Source organism: Sphingomonas sp. (assembly GCF_036731925.1).
Classification (GTDB): domain Bacteria; phylum Pseudomonadota; class Alphaproteobacteria; order Sphingomonadales; family Sphingomonadaceae; genus Sphingomonas.
Genome location: NZ_DAINDJ010000001.1, coordinates 1,533,776 through 1,554,802 on the forward strand (window position 1 = coordinate 1,533,776; position 21,027 = coordinate 1,554,802).

General features: G+C 66.0%; 20 protein-coding genes. 2 read left to right on the forward strand and 18 right to left on the reverse strand.

Going from position 1 to position 21,027, the window contains the following annotated elements; translation table 11 throughout:
* Positions 1-26 precede the first annotated feature (26 nt).
* From fabZ to V7E00_RS07640, 13 genes are all read right to left on the reverse strand, one after another.
* Entirely contained in the window at positions 27-506 is a 480-nt protein-coding gene (fabZ, locus tag V7E00_RS07580; RefSeq protein WP_333572025.1) for a 3-hydroxyacyl-ACP dehydratase FabZ, read from the reverse strand.
* Positions 503-1,273 carry an OmpH family outer membrane protein gene (locus V7E00_RS07585; protein ID WP_333572026.1) on the reverse strand — a complete coding sequence of 257 codons (771 nt, stop codon included), beginning with the start codon at positions 1,271-1,273 and terminating at the stop codon, positions 503-505. Before V7E00_RS07585 ends, fabZ begins: the two co-directional genes overlap by 4 nt.
* Positions 1,273-4,020: an outer membrane protein assembly factor BamA gene (gene bamA, locus V7E00_RS07590; RefSeq protein WP_333572401.1), complete on the reverse strand. Its 2,748-nt coding sequence runs from the start codon at positions 4,018-4,020 to the stop codon at positions 1,273-1,275. Before bamA ends, V7E00_RS07585 begins: the two co-directional genes overlap by 1 nt.
* A gap of 68 nt (positions 4,021-4,088) precedes the next feature.
* On the reverse strand, positions 4,089-5,222 hold the full coding sequence (locus V7E00_RS07595; protein WP_333572027.1) for a M50 family metallopeptidase: 1,134 nt from the start codon (positions 5,220-5,222) through the stop codon (positions 4,089-4,091).
* Positions 5,219-6,376, reverse strand: a complete 1,158-nt coding sequence (locus V7E00_RS07600; RefSeq protein ID WP_333572028.1) for a 1-deoxy-D-xylulose-5-phosphate reductoisomerase — start codon at positions 6,374-6,376, stop codon at positions 5,219-5,221. The genes V7E00_RS07595 and V7E00_RS07600 overlap by 4 nt, the downstream gene beginning before the upstream one ends.
* Positions 6,373-7,173, reverse strand: coding sequence for a phosphatidate cytidylyltransferase (locus V7E00_RS07605; RefSeq protein ID WP_333572029.1), 801 nt, complete (start codon positions 7,171-7,173; stop codon positions 6,373-6,375). The genes V7E00_RS07600 and V7E00_RS07605 overlap by 4 nt, the downstream gene beginning before the upstream one ends.
* Positions 7,170-7,892, reverse strand: a complete 723-nt coding sequence (locus V7E00_RS07610; protein WP_443019176.1) for an isoprenyl transferase — start codon at positions 7,890-7,892, stop codon at positions 7,170-7,172. Before V7E00_RS07610 ends, V7E00_RS07605 begins: the two co-directional genes overlap by 4 nt.
* Positions 7,893-7,946: 54 nt before the next feature.
* Positions 7,947-8,504, reverse strand: coding sequence for a ribosome recycling factor (gene frr, locus V7E00_RS07615; RefSeq protein ID WP_333572030.1), 558 nt, complete (start codon positions 8,502-8,504; stop codon positions 7,947-7,949).
* Between the two features lie 33 nt (positions 8,505-8,537).
* Positions 8,538-9,266 carry a UMP kinase gene (gene pyrH, locus V7E00_RS07620; RefSeq protein ID WP_010544556.1) on the reverse strand — a complete coding sequence of 243 codons (729 nt, stop codon included), beginning with the start codon at positions 9,264-9,266 and terminating at the stop codon, positions 8,538-8,540.
* Between the two features lie 123 nt (positions 9,267-9,389).
* Positions 9,390-10,319 carry a translation elongation factor Ts gene (tsf, locus tag V7E00_RS07625; RefSeq protein ID WP_333572031.1) on the reverse strand — a complete coding sequence of 310 codons (930 nt, stop codon included), beginning with the start codon at positions 10,317-10,319 and terminating at the stop codon, positions 9,390-9,392.
* Positions 10,320-10,401: 82 nt separating this feature from the next.
* On the reverse strand, positions 10,402-11,157 hold the full coding sequence (gene rpsB, locus V7E00_RS07630) for a 30S ribosomal protein S2 (protein WP_019369395.1): 756 nt from the start codon (positions 11,155-11,157) through the stop codon (positions 10,402-10,404).
* Between the two features lie 435 nt (positions 11,158-11,592).
* Complete coding sequence (gene pssA / locus V7E00_RS07635; RefSeq protein ID WP_333572032.1) at positions 11,593-12,432, reverse strand: CDP-diacylglycerol--serine O-phosphatidyltransferase; 840 nt, start codon at positions 12,430-12,432, stop codon at positions 11,593-11,595.
* On the reverse strand, positions 12,429-13,157 hold the full coding sequence (locus tag V7E00_RS07640; protein ID WP_333572033.1) for a phosphatidylserine decarboxylase: 729 nt from the start codon (positions 13,155-13,157) through the stop codon (positions 12,429-12,431). The genes pssA and V7E00_RS07640 overlap by 4 nt, the downstream gene beginning before the upstream one ends.
* Before the next feature lie 196 nt (positions 13,158-13,353).
* On the opposite strand from V7E00_RS07640, the gene V7E00_RS07645 reads away from it, so the two are divergent.
* The gene (locus tag V7E00_RS07645) at positions 13,354-13,977 is read left to right on the forward strand and encodes a class I SAM-dependent methyltransferase (RefSeq protein ID WP_333572034.1); all 624 of its coding nucleotides are present in this window, start codon (positions 13,354-13,356) and stop codon (positions 13,975-13,977) included.
* Positions 13,978-14,073: 96 nt separating this feature from the next.
* On the opposite strand, the gene manD is transcribed toward V7E00_RS07645, so the two are convergent.
* The 5 genes from manD to V7E00_RS07670 form a co-directional block, all read right to left on the reverse strand.
* Positions 14,074-15,282, reverse strand: a complete 1,209-nt coding sequence (gene manD / locus V7E00_RS07650) for a D-mannonate dehydratase ManD (protein ID WP_333572035.1) — start codon at positions 15,280-15,282, stop codon at positions 14,074-14,076.
* Between the two features lie 167 nt (positions 15,283-15,449).
* Positions 15,450-16,238, reverse strand: coding sequence for an SDR family NAD(P)-dependent oxidoreductase (locus V7E00_RS07655; RefSeq protein WP_333572403.1), 789 nt, complete (start codon positions 16,236-16,238; stop codon positions 15,450-15,452).
* A gap of 5 nt (positions 16,239-16,243) precedes the next feature.
* Positions 16,244-17,260 (reverse strand): phosphotransferase family protein, encoded by a 1,017-nt coding sequence (locus V7E00_RS07660; protein WP_333572036.1) that lies wholly within the window; start codon positions 17,258-17,260, stop codon positions 16,244-16,246.
* Entirely contained in the window at positions 17,257-18,342 is a 1,086-nt protein-coding gene (locus V7E00_RS07665) for a Zn-dependent alcohol dehydrogenase (RefSeq protein WP_333572037.1), read from the reverse strand. The genes V7E00_RS07660 and V7E00_RS07665 overlap by 4 nt, the downstream gene beginning before the upstream one ends.
* Positions 18,343-18,353: 11 nt before the next feature.
* A complete protein-coding gene (locus tag V7E00_RS07670; protein WP_333572038.1) occupies positions 18,354-19,637 on the reverse strand; it encodes an acyl-CoA dehydrogenase family protein in 1,284 nt (427 codons plus the stop codon).
* Between the two features lie 140 nt (positions 19,638-19,777).
* On the opposite strand from V7E00_RS07670, the gene V7E00_RS07675 reads away from it, so the two are divergent.
* Positions 19,778-21,013 (forward strand): TetR/AcrR family transcriptional regulator, encoded by a 1,236-nt coding sequence (locus V7E00_RS07675; protein WP_333572039.1) that lies wholly within the window; start codon positions 19,778-19,780, stop codon positions 21,011-21,013.
* Positions 21,014-21,027 lie beyond the last annotated feature (14 nt).

The window sequence follows — 21,027 nt, forward strand, 5'->3', positions numbered from 1 at the left end:
GGCCCCTGCCCGTTCAGGCTGCCGCGTCAGGCGCTGGGCGGATCGGCGATCATCGCGGTGAATTCGCATTCCGCCGCCAGTTCGCCGTCGATCAGCGCCTTGCCCGCGAACTTGCAGACGCGCGAACGCTTCTGCACGAACGTGACATGGAGCTTGAGCAGCACGCCCGGCTCCACCGGCTTGCGGAACTTCACGTTGTCGATCGCCATGAAGTAGACCAGCTTGCCCGAGCCGGCGAGCCCGAGCGACTCGACCGCCAACACGCCCGCCGCCTGGGCGAGCGCCTCGACGGTGAGCACGCCCGGCATGATCGGCCGGCCGGGGAAGTGGCCCTGGAAGAACGACTCGTTGATCGTCACCGCCTTCACCGCCACGATCGACTGGTCGAGGATCAGCTCCTCGACCCGATCGACCAGCAGCATCGGAAAGCGGTGGGGCAGCGCCGCCATCACCCGCCCGATATCGAGCGGACCGATGTTGCTGCCCCCCTGCTCGCCCCCGCTCACCGCGGTTCGGGCTTGGCCGGCTTGGTGCCCGCAGCGGCCGGACGACCTGCCGGAGCAGCCGCGCCCGGAGCGGCGGCGGTGCCCTGCTGCTGCTGCTGCTGCGCGCGGGCAGCTGCCAGCTGATAGGCGCGGCGCTTCAGCTCGTTCACCTGCTGCTGGAACTGCACGGTGCGCTGCTGCGGCTGCCAGTTTGCCGGCGGCGTGATCGCAACCGTCGGGGTCTTGTCGAGCTCGGCGACGACGGCGTCGGTGATGTCCACCGCGTCGGGGGCGTAGACGATCGCTTCCGGCGTCAGGATCACGTTGACCTTGCGCGCGTTGACGACCGAGATCTGCGCCGCGTCATAGAGCGCGAGGATCTTCTCGAACGCGAACAGCTCCGCCAGGATCGACGGCATCTGCAGCTTCTGGATTTCCTCGTTCGCCTGGTTCTGCAGGGTCATGAGCTGGGTGTAGTTCGGATCCTTGCGCGCGGCAGCGGCCTGCTCTTCGGCTTCCGAAACCTGGCCGTCCTTGTTCGTGTCGATCGTGCTGATCAGCGGGCGGGCGTCGGCCTGAAACTTGGTCTGCCGGGCCTGGATCTGGTCGCGGACCGGCTTGAAGGTGGTGTCCAGCTGCGTCTCGGCAGTGGTGAACGCCTTGGCGCGGGTGATCGCCTCGATCGTGTTGATCGTGGCGATGCCGGCGACCTGCGCCGAGGCCGGCGCTGCGACGGTCATCGCCGCGGAGGCGGCAAGCGCCGCCGCGAATACACGGTTCTTCATCATTAGAACTGAGTCCCTACGTTGAAAGTAATGAGCTTCTTGTCGTCCCCGGGCTGGCTGACGAGCGCCTTTGCAAGGTCGATACGCAGCGGGCCGAAAGGCGAATTCCAGTTGACGCCGACACCCACCGAGATGCGCGGCGAGGCGGTGCTGCCGCGATACTGTTCGTAGAACAGCGGCGACGAGTTGAGCGCGCGCGTGTTGATCGAAGTACCGACGCAAGGCTGCCCCGCCGCGGCTGCATAGCCGATGGTGCAGGTCGTGTAGCTGCCCTGGAAGGTCCCCGTAGTCACCGTATACAGTGCGTTGCCCGCATTGTCGTTCAACGGACGCTGCGTCACCGCCGGCGACCCATCCTTGTTGATCGCCGGCAAGCCGGTTGCCGGATCGATATAGGCGGGGAAATAGTTGTTCGTCTGCGGGCGACGGATCGAGAAGAGCGAGCCCATCTGCACATAGACCGAGGGCCGCAGCCCCAGCTCGGCTGCACCCGAACCGAGCGGCAGTTCGAGTTCGGCCTTGGTCAGATAATAGGCCTTGCCGCCCAGCGCGTCGTCGATGATCTGATCGCGATCCGTCAGGAGCGCCTGGGTGCCCGTGGCGGGATCGCCAGTATATTGATAGCGCTGCACGCGCGGACCGACACCGCGGATGTCGAAGCCGCGGAACTGCGGCTCGCCCAGGTAGAAGCGGTCGGTGATCCGTACTTCGCTGCCGTCCAGGCTCTTGATCACGCCGCCTTCGCCGGTGACCGAGAAGACGAAGCCGCTGCCGAGGCCCCAATATTTTGCGCCATCGATCTTGCCGCGGACATACCGCACATCGCCGCCAAGACCCGCAACGTCCAAGCCGAGCGACACACGCTGGCCGCGCGTCGGGCGCAGGCGGCTATTGAGGCTGTCGTAGATCAGCGACATGCCGACCAGCGAGGTCAGGCGGTTACCCACCGCTTCACAGTAATAGCGGCCGGCGAGGAACGGATCGCACTTGCCGTCCGTGTAGAACTGGCTCTGGTCGAGCGTGACATTGTCCTTCGACAGATAGTAGCGTGCGGACAGCGTCCAGTATTCGGTGAGCGGAAGGCCCGCCACCAGCTGGAAGCCGGTCGAGACCTGTTGATAGGTCGTGTTGCGCGAATTGTTCAGGCCGTAGCTGAAGCTGTTATAGTCGCGGCGGAAGATCGTCGCGCCGAGGGCGATGTTGCTGTCAAACAGGTAAGGCTCGGTAAAGCCCAGTTCGACCGACTTCGAATAGCTCGAATAATCCGCCGAGATGCTTGCCGTCTGGCCCATGCCGCGGAAGTTGCGCTGGCGGATCGATGCCTGGAGGATGAAGCGCTCCAGGCTCGAGAAACCGGCCGACAGCGTCAGTTCGCCGTTGGGCTTTTCCTCGACATTCGCGCCGAGCACGATCCGGTCCGGTGCCGAGCCTTCCTTGCGCTCGATCTCGAACTTGTCCTGGAAGTAGCCGAGGCTGTTGATGCGATCCTGCGAACGCTTGACCAGGAAGGTGTTGAACGCATCGCCTTCCGCCACGCGCATTTCGCGGCGGATCACCTTGTCCTGCGTCTGGCGATTGCCGGTGATGTCGACACGCTCGATATAGGTACGGTTCGCTTCGCCGATGTGGAAGTTCATCGACATCGTCAGCGCATCCTTGTTGCGCTGGAAGTCGGGGCGAACGTCGGCAAAGGCGTAGCCGAACAGGCCGGCGGTCTCGCTCAGCTGCTCCACCGTGTCTTCGACGGCCTTGGCGTTATACCACTGGCCTTCCTTGATCGGCAGCGCGGCGGCGAGCTTCTTGTCGTCGAAGTCGCGGATCGCGCTGTCGACGCTGACCGGACCGAATTTGTAACGGGGGCCTTCTTCCACCACGTACGTGATGATGAAGTCCTTCTTGTCCGGCGTCAGCTCGGCCACGGCCGAGATCACGCGGAAATCGGCATAGCCCTCCGTCAGATAATATTGGCGCAGCTTCTGCTGGTCATAGGCAAGCCGGTCCTGATCGTACGACGTGTTCGAGCTGAGCAAGTGCGAGAGGCTGGAGACCTTGGTCGCCATTTGCGCACGCAGCTTCTTGTCCGAAAACACCTCGTTGCCGATGATGTTGATCTGGCGGACCTTGGACTTGGCGCCCTCGTGGATTTCGAAGATCACGTCGACGCGATTCTGGTCGAGGCTGACCATCTTCGGCTCGACGCGCGCTGCGAAGCGGCCCTGGCGGCGATACAGCTCGATGATCCGCGCAATGTCCGCACGGACTGCAGTGCGCGTGAAGATCTGGCGCGGCTTGAGCTTGATCTCCTTGTCGATCTTGTCCTGCTTCAGCCGCTTGTTGCCTTCAAAGACCACGCGGTTGATCACCGGGTTTTCGCGGATGCGGATGATCAGGTTGCCCGTCTCCACGCCCTCAATGGTCACGTCGGCGAGCAGTTCGGAGGCGAGCAGGTCCTTGATCGCCTGGTCGACCGTTTCGTTGCTGTAGCTGTCGCCCGCGCGCAGACGCGTGTAGCTGAGCACCGTCTCCGGCTCGATGCGCTGCGAGCCTTCCACCCGCAGCGACTTGATCGTCCGCACCACCGCCGGCGCGGCCGCAGGCGCAGTCGCCTGGGGCTGGGCGGCCGCAGGCGCCGCGGACTTCGCCGCGGTCTGCGCCTCCGCCGGCGCTACCACGCCCGACAGGATCGTCCCTGCCAACAGCGTAGCCGTCGCCCGCGCGCCCAAATTGCTTGCCTTGATCGCAGTCACCATCCCACCCCAGTCGGAATCCAAATATTGCCGGAACGCGCGCGGCACATTGCCGCCCTGCACGAACCCCCTCAACCGATCAAGCCGGCCAGATGTCTCCACACACCGAATGCGCCCAGATCGTTGAGCGTCACGAACAGCATCAGCGCGAGGATCGCGAGCATGCCGCCCCGGAACGCCCATTCCATCACCTGCGGCTCCACCGGACGCCGGCGGACCGCCTCAACGGCGTAGAACAAGAGATGACCACCATCCAGTACCGGAACTGGCAACAGGTTGATGAATCCCAGATTAATGGAGACGAGCGCAATCAGGAACGCGAACTCGATCGGCCCCATGGAAAGCCGCTCGCCGGAGACCTGCGCGATCTTGAGTGGTCCACCTAGCTCGGAAACCGAGCGGCGACTGGTGATGATCTGGCCCAGACCGTCGATCGTCATGCGAACGATGTCCGCGGTCGTGCGCAGGCCCACCAGCGGCGCTTCGAGAAGGCCGACCGGCACCTGGGTCGAACCTGCCGCGCCGATACCGAGCTGGCCGATGCGGTACTCGTTGCCGAACCGGTCGCGCTCGCGGCGGGTGCCGATGACAGCGTCGACGCTGCGCTCTGCGCCAGCGCGCACGTAATCGATTCGAACCGGCTCGTTCGGCCGCAGCTGGGTGAACTGGACCATGTCGGCATAGGTCTCGACCGGGCGGCCGCCGAGCCCGGTGATGCGATCGCCGGGTTGCAGGCCGGCCTGTGCGGCGGCGCTGCCCTGGAGGACCTTGCCCACCACGGACGGCGTGCGGTTCTCGCCGAACATGAAGGCGAAGGCCGAGAGAATGACGATCGCGACCAGGAAGTTCATGATCGGTCCCGCCGCGACGATGATCGCGCGCTGCCACAAGGGCTTCGACTGGAAGGTCTTGGCGCGTTCGCTCGCCGGCAGCTGCAGCCACTCGGGCGACGGCTGGCTGGCGGGGTTCATGTCGCCGGCGAAGCGGACATAGCCGCCCAGCGGCAGCAGGCTGAACTTCCAGCGCGTACCGCGGCGATCGGTGATCCCGGCGATCTCGCGGCCGAAGCCGATGGAGAACTCCTCGGCCTTCACCCCGAAGAGGCGGCCGGCCAGATAATGTCCCAGCTCGTGCAGGAACACGAGCGGCCCGATCACCAGCGCGAACGCCAGAATGGTGAGCAGGATGCCGGGGGATTGGATCAAGCGACGCAGTCCTTCACTCGCTCAGCCGCATAAAGCCGCGCTTCCTCGTCGATCGCCAGCACGGCATCGAGCGTTTCCGGAGCGGCCGGGTCATAGCGAGACAGCGTATCGGCAGAGATTGCGGCAATTTCAAGAAATCCGATCCGGCCGGCAAGAAAGGCCGCGACCGCGACTTCATTGGCGGCGTTGAGGATCGCCGGTCGTGCGCCCCCTGCCTTCAGCGCATCCATTGCCAGCGCCAGTGCCGGGAAGCGATCGAGGTCCGGATTTTCGAACTCGAGCTTGCCCACCGCGGCGAGGTCGAGCGGCGGGCACGGCGTCTCCATCCGTTCCGGCCAAGCGAGCGCATAGGCGATCGGCGTGCGCATGTCGGGCGTGCCGAGCTGCGCCAGCACCGAACCATCGACATATTCGACCATGGAGTGGACGACCGACTGGCGGTGGACCAGCACCGCCAGCTGCTCGGCGGCGACGGGGAACAGATGGAAGGCCTCGATCAGCTCGAGCCCCTTGTTCATCATCGTCGCCGAATCGACCGAGATCTTGGCGCCCATTGACCAGTTGGGATGCGCTACCGCCTGGGCCGGCGTGATCTCGCGCATGGCATCCTTCGGGGTAGAACGGAACGGGCCGCCGCTCGCCGTGAGGATGATGCGACGCACGCCTTTCGGCGCGGTGCGATCGAGGCACTGGAACACGGCATTGTGCTCCGAGTCGACCGGCAGCAGCGTCGCACCATGGGCGCGAGCCGCCGCCATCATCACCTCGCCTGCGGAGACCAGGGACTCCTTGTTGGCCAGCGCCACCGTGCCGCCGGCTTCCAGCGCCGCCATCACGGGCTTCAGCCCGGCGCTGCCGACGATCGCGGCCATGGTCCAGTCGGCGCCCATCCGCGCGACGTCGCACACCGAATGCGCACCGCCCATCGCCTCGACGCCGGTGCCGGCCAGCCGTTCCTGCAGCGCCGGCAGGCAGATCTCGTCGGCGACGACGGCGCAGCGCGCGCGGGTGCGGATGGCGGCTGCGGCCAGCTTCTCGACGTCGCAATTGGCGGTCAGCGCCACGACTTCGAAGGCGTGGGGATTTCGTTCGATCAGGTCGAGCGTCGAGGTGCCGACCGAGCCGGTCGCCCCCAACACCGTAACGCGCTTCACCACCAGTATCCTCCCACAACCACCTGATGATGGATCGCAAAAAACAGGGCCGCAACCGGGGCGGCGAAGACCAGCCCGTCGAGGCGATCGAGAATGCCGCCATGGCCGGGCAGCAGGTTGCTCGAATCCTTTACGCCTGCGACGCGCTTTAGGTGGCTCTCGTACAGGTCGCCGACTTGCGAAGCGAACGCGACCAGCGGCGAAACCGCCACCAGCCACCAGCCGATCGCGGTGCCCGGCGCAACGGCGACAAAGGCGGCGGAGAAGAGGATCGCCGCAACAAGGCCGCCGATCAGACCGGCCCAGGTCTTGTTCGGGCTGATGGCGGGCGCAAGCTTCGGTCCCCCGATCGTGCGCCCCGCGAAATAGGCGCCGCTGTCGCAAACCCAGACAATCGCCATCGTCCAGAGCGTCGCGGCGAAGCCCTGCGGATGGTCGCGGAGCAGCAGCAGGGCCAGTACCGGCAACCCGACATAGACCTGCCCTGCCGCCAGCTTCGCATTCCGCGTCACGGCCGCGACGAAGAAGAATGCGCCGAACACCAGGCCCAGTGCCAGGAACCCCGGCCCCGCAGCCCCGGGGCTGAGGATCGCGAGCGGCACCATCATCACATATTGGGTGAGCCGCCGCTTGGCGGTGTCACCCGCGAGCAGCGCCCATTCGCCGACCATCAGCACGGCCATCACCGTGATGACCAGCCAGAAGCCCCAGCCGCCCGCCCAGAGCGCGGCGAGCGCGAGCCCGACCAGCGCAAGCCCGACGACGACGCGCTTGGGGAGATCAGAATTCTTGCTCACAGGCCTCCAAAGCGCCGCTGGCGCCGCCCGAACTGCGCCAGTGCGTCGGCCAGCGCGCGCTCGTCAAAGTCAGGCCACAGCGTGTCGACGAACAGCAGCTCGGCATAGGCTGCCTGCCACAGGAGGAAATTGGAAAGACGCTGCTCGCCTGAGGTGCGGATCATGAGGTCCAGCGGCGGCAGCCCTGCCGTTTCCAGTTCACTCTCGAACCGCGCCTCATCGATCGAGGAAGGATCCAGCGTGCCGTCGCGCGCTTGTTCGGCCAGGCTGCGGGCGGCCGCAAGCAGTTCCGCCTGCGCGCCGTAGTTCAGCGCCAACACCAGGGTCGGGCCGGCGTTGGCCGCCGTCCGCGCGATCGCGGCATCGATCATCGCCACCAGATCGGGCGAGAGCTGCCGCCAATCACCGATCACACGCAGCTTGACGCCGTCGGCAACGATCTCGTCCAGTTCGCGCTCCAGGAATTGCCGCAGCAGCCCCATCAGCGCGCCGACTTCCTCCTCGGGTCGCCGCCAGTTTTCGGACGAGAAGGCGTAGAGCGTCAGGACCTCGATCCCGAGCGTGCGGGCAGCCCGCGCTACGCGGCGAACGGCCTCCACGCCCTGGCGGTGGCCGGCGACGCGCGGCAACAGCCGCTTTTTTGCCCAGCGGCCGTTTCCGTCCATGATGATCGCGACGTGGCGGGGCGGCGGGGTTCCGCCACCCGACGCGGAGGCCAGCTTAACGCCCACCGCACCCTGCCCTTTCGGCCGCACCAGACCCCGGGGCACGGATCACTTGCCCAGGATTTCCTTTTCCTTGGCCGCCGCCGCCGCGTCGATATCGGCGATGGTCGCGTCCGTCAGCTTCTGGACCTCGGTTTCGTGGCGCTTGCGCTCGTCCTCGCCGAACACGCCCTTCTTCTCGTCGGTCTTCAGGCTGTCCATGCCGTCGCGGCGCACGTTGCGCGCAGCGATACGAGCCTTTTCGGCATATTGGTTGGCGAGCTTGGCGAGCTCCTTGCGGCGCTCCTCGGTCAGATCGGGGATCGGCAGGCGCAGCGTCTGGCCGTCGACAATCGGGTTGAGGCCGAGGCCCGCCGAACGGATCGCCTTGTCGACGGGGCCGACGTTCGACTTGTCCCACACCTGCACCGACAGCATCCGCGGCTCGGGCGCCGAGACGGTCGCCACCTGGGTGATCGGCATGTGCGAGCCATAGACCTCGACGGTCACCGGATCGAGCAGCGTGGTGGAGGCGCGGCCGGTGCGGAGACCTGTCAGATCATGCTTGAGCGATTCCACGGCGCCGGCCATGCGGCGCTCGAGGTCTGCCTTGTCGTAAGCGGCCATTTACGGCTCTCCTTGAAGCTTGGTTGCGGTGGGTTACGCGGCGTTCGCGTCCTGGACGATGGTGGAAGTCCCCTCGCCCCGAAGCACCGAAGCGAGATTGCCCTCGCCGCGGATGTTGAACACCACGATCGGGATATGGTTGTCGCGGCACAGCGCGACAGCAGAGGCATCCATCACCTTCAGATTGTCGGCAAGGACGCGGTCATAGCTCAGCGTCTCGTAGCGGGTCGCGGTCGGCACCTTCTTGGGATCGGCGTCGTACACGCCATCGACCGAGGTGCCCTTGAACAGCGCATCGCACTTCATCTCGGCGGCGCGCAGCGCCGCCGTCGTGTCCGTGGTGAAGAACGGCAGGCCGGTGCCCGCGGCGAACAGCACGACGCGGCCCTTCTCCATGTGTCGCTCGGCGCGGCGGCGGATATAGGGTTCGCACACGCTGGCCATCGGGATGGCAGACTGGACGCGGGTCTCGACGCCCACCTTCTCCAGCGCATTCTGCATGGCGAGCGCGTTCATCACCGTGGCGAGCATGCCCATATAGTCGGCGCTCGCGCGATCGAAGCCCTGCGCGGCGCCGGCGATGCCGCGGAAGATGTTGCCACCGCCCACCGTCATGCAGATTTCCAGGCCGCTTTCCTTGGCCTCCTTCACCTCGAGCGCGACGCGCTCGCAGGTCTCCGGATCGATGCCGAACTGCCCCTGGCCCATCAGGACCTCCCCCGACAGCTTGAGAAGGATGCGGCGGAAGGTCGGAGCGGTCATGAGTTTCCTGAAATTCTGAGAAGCGGACAGCGAAGCGGCGCGGACCCTAGAGGAGCCGCGCCGCACGAACAAGCGTGGATGCCGGGGAAAAGCCGTCGAAACGGCCCCTCCCGGCGCGCCTGATTACTTGGTGAGACCGGCAGTCGCCGCCACTTCGGCAGCGAAGTCGCTCTCTTCCTTCTCGATGCCTTCGCCGAGCTGGAAGCGGACATAGTCCTTCAGCACGATCGCCGAGCCCGAGTCCTTCGCCGCCTTGGCGATGACGTCCGACACCGGGGTCTTGCCGTCCATCACGAACAGCTGGCTGAGCAGGGCGTTTTCCTTGGCAAACTTCTTCACCGCGCCATCGACCATCTTCTCGATGATCTCGGCCGGCTTGCCGCTCTCGGAAGCCTTCTCGGCTGCGATCGCACGCTCGCGGGCGAGCACGTCCTGGTCCAGGCCGCTCTCGTCCAGCGCCAGCGGGAAGGCGGCGGCGATGTGCATCGCCAGCTGCTTGCCGAGCGGCTCGAGCACGTCGACACCAGCTTCCGATTCGAGCGCGACGAGCACGCCGATCTTGCCGAGGCCCGGGGCCGCTGCGTTGTGGACGTACGGGATCACCGCGCCCTTGGCGACTTCGACCTTCTTGGCGCGACGCAGAACCTGGTTCTCGCCGATGGTGGCAATGTTGGCGGTCAGCGTCTCGTCAACGGTCTGGCCCGACTCCATCTTCGCGCCCTTGATCGCGGCGATGTCGTCACCGGCTTCCAGCGCCAGCGCGGTGGCCTCGCGGACGAAGTTCTGGAAGATCTCGTTCTTGGCGACGAAATCGGTCTGCGAGTTCACCTCGACGGCGACACCCTTGGTGCCGGCAACGGCCAGGCCGACCAGGCCCTCGGCAGCGGTGCGGCTCGACTTCTTGGCGGCGGCGGCGAGGCCCTTGGCGCGCAGCCAGTCGGCAGCGGCTTCCATGTCACCGTTGGTTTCGGAGAGCGCCTTCTTGCAATCCATCATGCCGGCGCCGCTCTTTTCGCGGAGTTCCTTGACGGCGGCTGCAGTGATCTCGGCCATGTCTCTATTCCTCAGTTAAAAGTCGGGCGGAGCAGTGCGTGCGCCCTGCCCCGCCCCGATTACGGTTCGATGACGCGGGCGATCAGCCTTCGACGGCTTCCTCGACCGGCGGCTGCTCGGCAGCACCGAAGTCATAGCCCTGCTGCATCAGCGCTTCGCGGCCGCCACGGGTCGCGGCGATGGCGATGGCTTCGCAGTAGAGGCGGATAGCGCGGCTGGCGTCGTCGTTGCCCGGAACCGGGAACGCGATGCCGTCCGGCGAAACGTTCGAGTCGAGCACCGCGACGACGGGGATGCCAAGCGTGTTGGCTTCCTTAATCGCCAGCTCTTCCTTGTTCGCGTCGATCACGAACATGATGTCGGGGATGCCGCCCATGTCGCGGATGCCGCCGAGCGAGAGCTCGAGCTTGTCGCGCTCGCGGGTGAGCTGCAGCACTTCCTTCTTGGTGAGGCCGTGCGTGTCGCCCGACAGCTGCTCTTCAAGCGTCTTGAGGCGCTTGATCGAGTTGCTGATGGTCTTCCAGTTGGTGAGCATGCCGCCCAGCCAGCGGTGGTTGACGAAGTGCTGGCCCGCACGACGCGCTGCCTCGGCGATCGGCTCCTGCGCCTGGCGCTTGGTGCCGACGAACAGCACCTTGCCGCCGGCGGCGACGGTGGAGCTGACGAACTCGAGCGCGCGGGCGAAGAGCGGAACGGTCTGCGACAAGTCGATGATGTGAACGCCGTTGCGATCACCGAAGATGTAGGGCTTCATCTTCGGGTTCCAGCGATGGGTCTGGTGACCGAAGTGCGCGCCCGATTCGAGCAGCTGCTGCATGGTGACGACGGGTGCCGCCATAGGGATAACTCCTTCCGGTTGGTCCTCTGGGAAGCGGGAATTCGGAATCGCTCCGAACACCGGGTTATGATGCTTCCCATGCGGGGTTGAGGCGGGCCGCTTAGTCGATTGCGGAGCGTCGCACAAGCTGGAACATTATCAGAACATCGCTTGACTGCAGAACAGGAACGGAACATATGGCGATCAGAACGCGACTGATGGAACAGGCGGGACTCTCGACGGTTCGAGGATCTTGGGTTCCGCTGGGATCGGCGTTGAAGATCAGGAGCCGGGTAATGACTGGATTCGCTGTCTTTTTTCTGTTCGGGTCGTCGCTGGTGGCGGCATGCTGGACGCTCTACGCAAGCATTCATCCGCAACTGCACCGCTTCGCCGAACTGTTCGGTGTGGCGCGGCCGGTAGCGCTTCCCGCCCCGTCGCCGCGCCTCTCGCGCGTCAGGGTGCGTTCGGTTCCGGCGCGAATGCCGCGCCCCCGTCCGCAGCGCGCTGCCGCCTGATCCGGCGGTAGGAACGGACGCTGAACGGGATGCTGGCGAGATAGGCGATCGCAACGATCGCGAGCGTCGTCCAGGGTGCCGAGACCAGAGCCGCGGCGAGCGCGACCAACACGGCGATCGCCTCGAAACGCACGTTCTGGCGCAGCCGGATCTTCGGTCCGAAGGTGGCGACGCTGGAAACCATCAGGATGGCGATCAGTACCGTCCACACGGCGATGACGAGCGGGGCACGCGTGATCGCCTCGCCCGTCCACAGCCAGAGATAGACCGGTGTCAGCGCCAGGGCAGCGCCGGCGGGTGCCGGGACGCCGGTGAGGAAGCCTGCCGATTTGTGGGGCTGTTCGGCAAGGTCGATCTGCGCGTTGAACCGCGCCAGACGCAACGCGCAGAACAGCGCGTGGAGCAGTGCCACCAGCCAGCCGAACCGGCCGAGCGCCTGGAGCGACCAGAGATACAGGATCAGTGCCGGCGCCACCCCGAACGAGATGGCATCGGACAGGCTGTCCAGCTCGGCACCGAAGCGGCTCTCGGCGCGCACCAGCCGGGCGATGCGGCCGTCGATCCCATCGAGCACCGCGGCGGCGAGTACCATCAGCACCGCCGCTTCCCAGTTGCCGAGGATCGCAAAGCGGATGCCGGTGAGGCCGGAGCAAAGGGCGAGCGCCGTTACGGCATTGGGCAACACCGCACGCAGCGGGATGCCGCGCGGCAGGGCCGGTCCCCGCCCAAGGCCGCGACGCCCCAACCCGCGCCGGGTGCGCGGGTGTTGATCGGTCATTGCGCCACCCCGGTGGCGTTCTGGATGTTGCGGCGAGCGATGATCGTCTCGCCCGCGATGGTGCGCTGGCCGAGGATCACCTGCGCGCCATATTCCTCAGGCAGGAACACGTCGACACGGCTGCCGAAGCGGATCAGGCCGATGCGTTGCCCCGCCACGACCATGTCGCCGGGCTTGACGAACGCAACGATGCGCCGCGCGACCAGGCCGGCGATCTGGGTGAAGCCGATGCGCAGGCCGTCGCGATCCTCGACCACCATGTGCTGACGCTCGTTTTCGTCGCTCGCCTTGTCGAGATCGGCGTTCATGAACTTGCCGGAGATGTAGATGACGTGGCGGATCGTGCCGGTGATCGGCGTCCGGTTCACATGGACGTCGAACACGCTCATGAAGATCGAAACGCGCACCATTGGCTCGGTGCCGAGTGCATGGGGCCCGGCGAGTTCGGGCGGCAGCGGCACGCGCTGGATCATGGTGACGAGGCCGTCGGCAGGGGCGACGAGCACGCCCTCCTCGACCGGCGTCACCCGAATGGGGTCACGGAAGAAGGCGGCGACGCCGAGCGTCAGGAAAAGGAGCGGCCAGGTGAGGACGTCCCACACCCACAGGCTGAGCACGGCGATCGCGGCTGCGATCAGCACATATTTGCGGCCTTCAGGGTGGATGTCGGGGAAACGCCACTTCACCGTCGAGGTACCGACCGGGGGCTTATCGAGCGATGTCATGCGCGCAGGTGTAACCGCCCGGGGACGGATTTCCTAGATACTCCTGCGCTCCGGGAAAATGCAGGGCAACAAAGTGGCGCTCCGGCGTTGTTGCCCTGGCCAGGATCGGGATCCTTTTCGACGACGGTCGCTTGCATATCCGCCGGAATTTGCGCAACCGATGTCCCCGAAGCGTAATATTTTCGTAAGGAAGCCCATGCCCCCTTCGACCGCCACCGCAAAGCGCCGCAGCGCCCGCCGCAGCCGCCCAGCCGGTGTGCCCTCGCCCACCATGTTCTTCCTGCAGCAGTTTCTGAAGCGCCCGGTGATGGTCGGCGCGGTCGCCCAGTCCTCGGGCCGACTGATTCGCCACATGCTGAGCAAGGTGGACTGGGCGAACACGAAGCTGTTCGTCGAATATGGCCCAGGCGTCGGCACCTTCAGCCGCCCGATCCTCGAACGCCTCGCGCCCGACGGCAAGCTGATCGTGATCGACACCAACCCCGATTTCATCCGCTATCTGCGCCAGTCGATCGACGATCCGCGCTTCGTCGCGGTGCTCGGCTCGGCGGCCGACGTGCAGAAGATCGTGCGCGACAACGGCTTCGAGCAGGCGGACTATATCGCCTCGGGCCTGCCCTTCTCGACCCTGCCGGACGGTGTCGGCGACGCGATCGCGAAGGCGACGCGCGACATCCTGCGGCCGGGCGGCGCCTTCCTGGTCTATCAGTATAATCCTAACGTCCGGAACTTCCTGACGCCCCATTGGGACAATATCGAGCACGCCATGGAATGGTGGAATATCCCCCCGGCCCAGCTCTGGTGGGCCTGGAAGGACTGATCTTTCCGCCGCAATGCAAGAAGGGCGGTCGCATCCCCTGCGGCCGCCCGTTTCATGTCCGGCATGCAGGGCGGCGTGCCACCGCCCCTCCAGCACTCACCAGTTCCACATCGTCCCGTCCTCGAGACGCGCCACCGGCAGATAGGCAGGCTTGTACGGATACTTGGCCGCCAGCGCCTCGTCGATGTCGACCCCGTGCCCCGGCGCTTCGCCGCAGAACAGATATCCCTGGTCGAAGTGATAATCGTGCGGGAACACCGCATCGGTCTCTTCGGAGTGCCGCATATATTCCTGGATGCCGAAATTCGGGACCCAGGTGTCGAAATGGAGCGCGCAGCCCATGGTGACCGGCGACAGGTCGGTCGCGCCGTGGCAGCCGGTGCGCACCTGGTAGAGGCTGGCGAGATCGGCCAGGCGGCGCAGATGCGTCAGGCCGCCGGCGCCGACCACGGTCGCGCGCAGATAATCGATCAGCTGGTTCTGGATCAGATCCTTGGCGTCCCAGATCGTGTTGAAGATCTCGCCGACGGCCAGCGGCGTGACCGTGTGCTGGCGGATCAGCTTGAACGCTTCCTGGTTCTCGGCCGGGGTCACGTCTTCCAGCCAGAAGAGCTGATAGGGCTCGAGCATCTTGCCGAGGTTGGCGGCTTCTTGCGGCGTGTACCGATGATGGCCGTCGTGCAGCAGGTGATGGTCGAAGCCATAGGTGGCGCGTAGCTTCTCGAACAGCTTCGGCACATAGTTGAGCGCCTTGCGCGTATCCCAGCCGGTGACCGAGGGGAGCGCCGCGTCGGCGGGCTCGTAATACATGGTGCCGCGGCCGACGCCGTACGCATCCTTGATGCCAGGAACCCCGGTCTGCGCGCGAATCGCCTTGTAGCCAAGGTCGATATATTTGCCGACCGCGTCGACTGTCTGCTCAATGTCCGCGCCATTGGCATGACCATAGACCATCACGCCGTCGCGACTGCGGCCGCCGAGCAACTGATAGACCGGCATGCCGGCCATCTTGCCCTTGATGTCCCATAGCGCCATGTCGACGGCCGCGATCGCGCGCATCGTTACCGGGCCGCGGCGCCAATAGGCACCCCGGTACAGATACTGCCAGATATCCTCGATGCGGCGCGGATCCATGCCGATGAGGCACGGGATGACATGGTCCTCCAGATAGGAGACCACCGCCAGCTCGCGCCCGTTGAGCGTGCCATCGCCGATGCCGTATACGCCCTGATCGGTATGGATCTTCAGCGTCACGAAATTGCGGCCGGGACAGGTCACGATAACCTTGGCCGAGACGATCTTCATCGAGCTACCTCTATAGGCTGTTTGCTGTCGTTGGCCTGACCAATACTGCTACTCCTGTCAAGAGCTGCCGAATTGGCCAGACCTTCGGGCATACCCTAGAGGCCGTACGCTAATCATTCCTCAACGCGAGCGAGGAGGCACGATGCGCGGATACTGCGGCACACGCCTCAGAACGCGGGCTTGCCGAACGCCTGTCGCGTGACCGGGTGGCTGCTGCTCAGCCCGCCATCCACGGCGATGGCCTGGCCATTGACATAGCTCGCAGCGTCGGAGGCGAGGAACAGCGCCACCTGCGCAATTTCCTCCGGTCGTCCCGCCCGGCGCAGGGGATTGAGCTGGCCCAGCTTCTCTTCCTTGCCCTGTTCGCGCGCATGGTCGAACGCCCGCTGCGTCATGCCCGTCTCGATCAGGCCCGGGCAGATGGCGTTGACGCGGACTCCGGAAGTGGCGAGCTGCTGCGCCGCCGTCTGCACCAGGTTGATGACACCCGCCTTGGAGGCCGAATAGGGCGTGCCCCCTGCCCCGGACCGAAGCCCGGCAACGCTTGCCGTGCACAGGATCGCGCCGCCGCCGCGCGCGACGATCCGGGGCGCGGCATGCTTGATGGCGAGAGCGGGGCCGATCAGATTCACACGCAGAACTTCCATCCAAAGCTCTGCACTGGCGTCAAAAATACCGGCCGTGCCGCCGGAGATGCCGGCATTGGCGTAGAAGATGTCGATCCCGCCGAAGCGATCGCACGCCGCGTCCACCAGCCGTTGTACATCCTGCTCGTCGCCTGCATCCATCGTGACCGCGAGCGCCGTTTCCAGCCCGCTGACTGTATCGTGGACGTCGGCGGAACGGTCAGCCGCGACCACGGCGGCGCCTTGTGCGGCAAAGGCGCGTGCCGTTGCGCGGCCGATGCCGGAAGCGGCACCGGTGACCACCACGACCTTGCCGGCAAAGCTCGCCATCCCGCTCATGCCCCGGCCCTTTGCGCAAAATGCCATGCCGCGGCCGACAGCCCCGGCAGCCGCTCCACCGTGCTCGCCGCCTGGGCGCTCGAGGCATTGCCGTCCAGCATCCGCTTCTTGATCCCCTGCACGATGCCCGCGAGGCGGAAGAGGTTGTAGGCGAAGTACCAGTCGAGGTCCGGCACGCCCTCCCGGCCCGTCGCCGCACAATAGCGGTCAACCATGGCCTCTACCGTCGGAATGCCGGTGGCGGGACCAGCCAGCCCCTTCACGCCCGAGCGCCCTTCCGGCTCGGTCACCCAGTTCATCAGGAAGTAGGAGAAATCCGCCAGCGGATCGCCCAGCGTGGACAATTCCCAGTCGAGCACCGCCAGCACCTCGGGGCGATCGGCGGCAAAGATCATGTTGTCGATGCGATAATCACCATGGACGATGCTCACCTGCGTCTGCGGCGGGACGGTACGCGGCAGGAACGCGATCAGCGCCTCCATCTCGGGCAGATCGTCGGTCTGGCTGGCGCGATATTGCCGCGTCCAGCGCTCCACCTGGCGCGCGAAGTAATTGCCGGGCTTGCCATAATCCCCCAGCCCCACCGCTTCCGGTTCGATCCGGTGCAGCGCAGCGAGCGTATCGACCATTGCCTCGTAGATCGCCGTCCGCTCCGCCGGTGCCATATCCGGCAGCGAACCGTCCCAAAGCGTCCTCCCCTCGACCAGCTCCATCAGGTAAAAGGGCGCGCCGATCACCTGCCGATCCTCGCAAAGCGCATAAGGCCGCGCCACCGGGAAGCCCGCCGGATGGAGCGCCGCGATCAGCCGATATTCGCGCTCCACCGCGTGCGCCGAGGGCAGGATCGTACCGAAGGGCTTGCGGCGAAGCACATAGGCGCCGCTTTGATTTTCAACACGATAGGTCGGATTGCTCTGCCCACCTGGGAACTTGGTGAGCGTTACCGGCCCCGTGAAGCCTGGTACGTGCGCCGCTGCCCAGGCAGCAAGCCGGGTCTCGTCGAGATCACTCATGCGAATTCGATCACCGAGCGGACGCTCGTGCCCTGGCGAAGCTTGTCGAGCGCGTCGTTGACCTGCGGCAGCCGGATGCGCTCTGCCACCATGGTGTCGAGGTCCAGCCTGCCCTCGAGATACTGCTGCACCAGCCGCGGCATGTCGATCGGGAAGCGGGTGCTGCCGAGCAGCGAGCCCTGGATCCGCTTGCCGGTCAGGAAGCTGGGGCCCGGGAGGCTTACCGACTGCCCCGGCGCGATCATGCCCAGGATCGTGGCCGTGCCGCCGCGGCGCAGGATCTGCCAGGCGAGCTCGGCGGTGGCAGGGCGTCCGACCGCCTCGATCGCATAATGGACGCCGCCGCCGCTCACCGCCAGGATCTGCTTGGTCACGCCATCCGCCGTCGGATCGAAGCTGTGCGTCGCGCCCATCTTCTCGGCAAGAGCGCGCTTTTCGGGCACCGGATCGAGCGCGAGGATCTGCCCGGCGCCCGCGATCTTCGCTGCGTTGATCGCGGCGAGCCCGATCCCGCCCGCGCCGATCACCGCGACGCTTTCGCCGGGACGCAGACGACTGTCGTTGAAGATCGAGCCCGCGCCGGTGATCACCGCACAGCCGAGCAGCGCCGCGCGATCCAGCGGCATTTCCTTGCTGATCGCGACACAGGCGTTCTCGTGCACCAGCATCATCTCGGCGAAGGCGGAGAGGTTGAGGAACGGCGCCAGGGGCGTACCGCCGGCAAGCTTCAACCGGGGCTCTGCGTCCGGCGGGCGCCGCGTCGACGGATCGACGCAAAGCGAAGGCCGCCCGGTAACGCACATCTCGCAGGCACCGCAGAACACGGTGAGAAAGGTGACGACGTGATCGCCGGGCCGCAGGTGCGCGACGTCCGACCCCACTGCCTCCACCACGCCTGCCGCCTCGTGCCCCGGCACGGTCGGCACCGGATGCGGGAAGGCGCCGTCGACAAAGTGCAGGTCGGAGCGGCACACCCCCACCGCAGCGGTGCGGATCAGCACCTCCCGCGGGCCGGGCTTGGATACTTCCACCTCCTCGATGACGAGCGGCGTCTTGGCCTCGAACAGGACGGCTGCTTTCATGCCCACCCCTCCTAGCGGCTGACGCCAAGATCGCCGGACGAGGCGCGATCTGCCTTGAAGTCCGCATATCGGCCGAACTCCGCGCGGGCGATCGCGCGGGAATGGACCTCGTCGGGCCCGTCGGCGAGCCGCAGCGTGCGGATGCTGCCCCAATTGTGCGCGAGGTCGAAGTCGTCGCTCACCCCGGCCCCGCCATGCGCCTGGATCGCGTCGTCGAGGATCTGGAGCGCCATGCTCGGCGCCTGCACCTTGATCATCGCGATCTCGAGCTGGGCCGCTTTGTTGCCGGCCTTGTCCATCATGTCGGCGGCCTTCAGGCACAGCAGCCGCGTCATCTCGATGTCGATCCGCGCGCGAGCGACGCGCTGCTCCCAGATCGAATGATCGGAAATGCGCTTGCCGAAGGCGACCCGGCTGACCAGACGCTTCGCCATCGCGGCGATCGCCTCTTCCGCCACGCCGATCGTGCGCATGCAATGGTGGATGCGGCCCGGCCCGAGACGACACTGCGCAATCTCGAAACCGCGCCCCTCGCCGAGCAGCAGATGGTCCGCCGGCACGCGAACGTCGCGCAGCACGATTTCGGCATGGCCATGTGGCGCGTGATCATACCCGAAAACCGAAAGCATGCGCTCGATGGTCACACCGGGCGTATCCAGCGGTACCAGGATCATGCTCTGCTGGGCGTGCTTGGCCGCGCCGAAATCGGTCTTGCCCATCAGGATCGCGATCTTGCAGCGCAGGTCGCCCGCGCCCGACGACCACCATTTCCGGCCGTTGATCACATAATGATCGCCGTCCCGCTCGATTCGCGTTTCGATATTGGTCGCGTCGGAGGAGGCGACCGCCGGCTCGGTCATCAGAAAGGCCGAGCGGATCTCACCCCGCATCAGCGGCGCGAGCCACGCGTCCTTTTGAGCGCGGGTGCCGTAGCGGTGCAGCACTTCCATGTTGCCGGTATCGGGCGCCGAGCAATTGAACACCTCCGATGCCCAGCCAACCCGGCCCATCTCTTCCGCGCACAGCGCATATTCCAGATTGGTGAGCTGCTCGCCCTCGAACACGAAGCTGTCGTCGACATGGCCCCGCCCGGACTGGGGCGGCATGAAGAAATTCCACAGCCCCGCGGCCTTGGCCCGCGCCTTGACCTGCTCCAGCACGGGGTTGACCGCCCAGCGATCCCCGGTAGCCGCCGCGGCGCGATACTCGGCATCGCGCGGCCGGACCTCGGCATCGATAAAGGCCTTCACCCGGTCGCGGAAATGGGTCTCGCGCGCGTTCAGCGTGAAGTCCATGGCATCGCTCTCCTGTCGCTCTTTTGCCAAGGCTTAGCCCGTACCCGATATTCGGTAAAGGGTGGCTGCCGATCAAATTATCGACATACCCGCTTCAAAAAATCGTTTTGGCGCGCGGTGGAAACGGCTAAGCTGGCGGGATGCAATCGCCGCCCAAGATCGAGACCACAAATACGAAGCGGTTCCAGGCCAAGCGCGACGCCATCCTCGCCGCCGCCGCCGCCGCGATCAACGAACAAAGCGCGAAGGGAATGACCTTCGCCGACGTCGCGCGCCGCGTGGGGCTCAACACCACTTCGGTCACCTATTATTTCAAGCGCAAGGAAGATCTGGCCGCCGCCGCGTTCGAACAGACGCTGGCCTGGCTGGATGCGATCCTCGACCAAGCACTTGCCGAGCCGACGCCGGATGCCCGCGTCGCCCGCTTCCTCGCGATCAACATGGAGCGGCTGGCGCGTATCGGCCGCGGCGAGGAACAGGCCGTCGCCATCCTCTCGGACCTTCGCGCGATGGAGGAGCCGCTCAAGGGCAAGCTGCTCACCGGCTGGCGGAACATCTTCCGTAAGACGCGCAGCCTGTGGGGCAGCGACGGCTCCCGGGCCGAGACCGACCTGCGCGGTGCCAGAGCGCATGTTCTGCTCGAGAACAGCTTCTGGCTGAACGCGTGGATGTCGCGCTACGAGATCGACGAATACCCCCGGGTCGAGGCACGGCTGATGGACGTGTTCCGCCACGGCGTCGCCGCGCCGGGACAGGTATGGGCACCCGAACTGTTCGAGCTGGTGCACGAGGAGCCGGAGCCCGGGCGCGAGGCATTCCTGCTCGCCGCCACGCGGCTGATCAACGAACTCGGCTATCGCGGAGCGTCGGTGCAGCGCATCGCCTCGGAGCTCAACGTCACCAAGGGCAGCTTCTACCACCATCTCGATGCCAAGGACGACCTGGTCATTGCCTGCTACAAGCGCAGCTTCGACATTCTCGCCGATGCGCAGCGGCTGGCGGAAAGCCATTCCGGCAGCCAGTGGCAGCGCATCGAAAGCACGGTGGCGACGCTGCTCGACTATCAGTTCTCGGAGCGAGGGCCGCTGCTCCGCACCACCGCGCTGTCCGGGCTGCCACCGCACGTCCGCAACACGATGCTCGACCGATCGAACCGGATCGCGCGCCGTTTCGCCGGCATGCTCTCCGACGGCATCGCCGAGGGCACGATCCGCTCGATCGACCCGCTGGTCGCCAGCCAGGCGCTGATGGCGCTGCAGAATGCGGCGTTCGACATGCGCAAATGGGCAGGCACGATGCCGCGCGACCGTGCGGTCGCTTTCTATGCCTCCACGCTCGCCTTTGGCCTGTTCGACGATCGCGTGCTGGGCGGCTGACGCCGCCCGCGTCC

Bases quoted from the DNA above. Each gene is read 5' to 3' on its own strand.
- V7E00_RS07585 (WP_333572026.1), bottom strand. From the start codon at position 1,273: ATGATGAAGAACCGTGTATTCGCGGCGGCGCTTGCCGCCTCCGCGGCG.
- bamA (WP_333572401.1), bottom strand. From the start codon at position 4,020: ATGGTGACTGCGATCAAGGCAAGCAATTTGGGCGCGCGGGCGACGGCT.
- frr (WP_333572030.1), bottom strand. From the start codon at position 8,504: ATGGCCGCTTACGACAAGGCAGACCTCGAGCGCCGCATGGCCGGCGCC.
- pyrH (WP_010544556.1), bottom strand. From the start codon at position 9,266: ATGACCGCTCCGACCTTCCGCCGCATCCTTCTCAAGCTGTCGGGGGAG.
- tsf (WP_333572031.1), bottom strand. From the start codon at position 10,319: ATGGCCGAGATCACTGCAGCCGCCGTCAAGGAACTCCGCGAAAAGAGC.
- rpsB (WP_019369395.1), bottom strand. From the start codon at position 11,157: ATGGCGGCACCCGTCGTCACCATGCAGCAGCTGCTCGAATCGGGCGCG.
- pssA (WP_333572032.1), bottom strand. From the start codon at position 12,432: ATGACCGATCAACACCCGCGCACCCGGCGCGGGTTGGGGCGTCGCGGC.
- V7E00_RS07640 (WP_333572033.1), bottom strand. From the start codon at position 13,157: ATGACATCGCTCGATAAGCCCCCGGTCGGTACCTCGACGGTGAAGTGG.
- V7E00_RS07645 (WP_333572034.1), top strand. From the start codon at position 13,354: ATGCCCCCTTCGACCGCCACCGCAAAGCGCCGCAGCGCCCGCCGCAGC.
- manD (WP_333572035.1), bottom strand. From the start codon at position 15,282: ATGAAGATCGTCTCGGCCAAGGTTATCGTGACCTGTCCCGGCCGCAAT.
- V7E00_RS07655 (WP_333572403.1), bottom strand. From the start codon at position 16,238: ATGGCGAGCTTTGCCGGCAAGGTCGTGGTGGTCACCGGTGCCGCTTCC.
- V7E00_RS07660 (WP_333572036.1), bottom strand. From the start codon at position 17,260: ATGAGTGATCTCGACGAGACCCGGCTTGCTGCCTGGGCAGCGGCGCAC.
- V7E00_RS07665 (WP_333572037.1), bottom strand. From the start codon at position 18,342: ATGAAAGCAGCCGTCCTGTTCGAGGCCAAGACGCCGCTCGTCATCGAG.
- V7E00_RS07670 (WP_333572038.1), bottom strand. From the start codon at position 19,637: ATGGACTTCACGCTGAACGCGCGCGAGACCCATTTCCGCGACCGGGTG.
- V7E00_RS07675 (WP_333572039.1), top strand. From the start codon at position 19,778: ATGCAATCGCCGCCCAAGATCGAGACCACAAATACGAAGCGGTTCCAG.